This window comes from Actinoplanes sp. KI2 (assembly GCF_025630775.1).
Classification (GTDB): Bacteria; Actinomycetota; Actinomycetes; order Mycobacteriales; family Micromonosporaceae; genus Actinoplanes.
On sequence record NZ_JAOSZE010000107.1, the window covers coordinates 1 to 2,035 of the forward strand.

General features: G+C 68.7%; 2 protein-coding genes. Both read left to right on the top strand.

Going from position 1 to position 2,035, the window contains the following annotated elements; translation table 11 throughout:
- Positions 1 to 9 precede the first annotated feature (9 nt).
- Positions 10 to 1,236 (top strand): IS21 family transposase, encoded by a 1,227-nt coding sequence (istA, locus tag ODJ79_RS46430; RefSeq protein ID WP_263030162.1) that lies wholly within the window; start codon positions 10 to 12, stop codon positions 1,234 to 1,236.
- Positions 1,236 to 2,024, top strand: coding sequence for an IS21-like element helper ATPase IstB (gene istB / locus ODJ79_RS46435; RefSeq protein WP_263030161.1), 789 nt, complete (start codon positions 1,236 to 1,238; stop codon positions 2,022 to 2,024). Before istA ends, istB begins: the two co-directional genes overlap by 1 nt.
- The last annotated feature ends 11 nt before the right edge of the window (positions 2,025 to 2,035 follow it).

Here is a 2,035-nt window from a genome sequence, read left to right on the forward strand (position 1 = left end):
ATCGGGAGGGTGTTGAGCGTGGAGGATTGGGCGGAGATCCGCCGGCTTCATCGGGCTGAGGGGATGCCGATCAAGGCGATCGTCCGCAAGCTTGGGGTCGGGCGGAACACGGTGCGTCGGGCGTTGGCTTCCGACGGGCCGCCGTCGTATTCGCGGCCGGCGAAGCCGTCGATCGTGGATGCGGTTGAGCCGCAGATCCGTGCGTTGCTGGCGCAGTGGCCGTCGATGCCGACGACGGTGCTCGCGGAGCGGGTGGGCTGGCAACGGTCGATGACGGTGTTCAAGGACCGGGTGCGGTTGTTACGGCCGTTGTTCGTGCCGGCTGATCCGGCGCAGCGCACCGAGTATCTGCCGGGTGAGCTCGCGCAGTGTGATCTGTGGTTCCCGCCGGCGGACGTGCCGTTGGGATTCGGCCAGCACGGGCGGCCACCGGTGCTGGTCATGGTCTGCGGTTACTCGCGGTGGCTGTCGGCGGCGATGATCCCGACCCGGCAGGCCCCGGATCTGCTGGACGGGCATTGGACGCTGTTGTCGCAGCTCGGGGCGACGCCGAAGGCGCTGGTCTGGGACAACGAGTCCGCGGTCGGGCAATGGCGGGCCGGCAAGCCGCAGCTGACCGAGGCGATGAACGCGTTCCGCGGCTGTCTGGGCATCCGGGTGATCCAGTGCCGGCCGGCCGATCCGGAGGCCAAGGGATTGGTCGAACGGGCCAACGGCTATCTGGAAACGTCGTTTCTGCCAGGCCGTTCATTTGCCTCACCGCAGGATTTCAACGCCCAGTTGCAGGACTGGCTGGTGCGGGCGAACAACCGGGTTCATCGCCGGTTGCAGGCCCGCCCGGCCGACCGGCTCGACGCCGACCGTCAAGCGATGCTCGCGTTGCCGCCGGTCGCACCGATGGTCGGCTGGCGGCTGTCGACCCGGCTGCCGCGTGATCACTACGTCCGCGTCGACGCCAACGACTACTCGGTGCACCCGTCCGCGATCGGCCGCCGCGTGGACATCCACGCTGACGCCGGGCGGGTCGAGGTGACCTGCGACGGCCGCGGCGTCGCGACTCACGTTCGTTGCTGGGCGGCGCATCAGAGCATCACCGACCCGCTGCACCGGGACGCCGCCACCCTGCTGCGGGCGGCGCACCGCCTGGCCAAGACCCCGCCGATCCGCACCGAGGTCGAGCACCGCGACCTGGCCGACTACGACCGCCTGTTCGGCCTCGAGGGCGAGGTGGCCTGATGAACGCCAAAACCAGCCGCAACGTCGCCTCCGAGATCGCGTTCCTGGCGCGGGCGTTGAAAGCGCCCTCGCTGGCCGCTTCCGTGGAACGGCTCGGCGAGCGGGCCCGGGCCGAGTCCTGGACGCATGAAGAGTTCCTGGCCGCCTGCTTGCAACGCGAGGTGTCCGCCCGCGAATCGCATGGCGGAGAAGGCCGCATCCGGGCCGCCCGGTTCCCGGCCCGCAAGAGCTTGGAGGAGTTCGACTACGAACACCAGCGATCATTGAAACGCGACCAGCTCGCGCATCTGGGCACCCTCGACTTCGTCACCGGCCGCGAGAACGTGGTGTTCCTCGGCCCGCCCGGCACTGGCAAGACCCATTTGTCGATCGGCTTGGGCATCCGGGCCTGCCAGGCCGGGCACCGGGTCGCGTTCGCCACCGCCGCCCAGTGGGTGTCCCGCCTCGCCGATGCCCATGCCGCCGGCCGGCTGCAGGACGAACTGGTCAAACTCGGCCGGATCCCACTCTTGATCATCGACGAGGTCGGCTACATCCCGTTCGAACCCGAGGCCGCGAACCTGTTCTTCCAACTCGTCTCGGCCCGCTACGAACGCGCGTCGCTGATCGTCACCAGCAACAAGCCCTTCGGCCGTTGGGGCGAGGTCTTCGGCGACGACGTCGTCGCCGCAGCCATGATCGACCGGCTCGTCCACCACGCCGAAGTGATCTCCATGAAAGGCGACAGCTACCGGCTCAAAGACCGCGACCTCGGCCGCGTCCCCACAGCCGGCAAAACCAACGACTAGACAAGATCAAC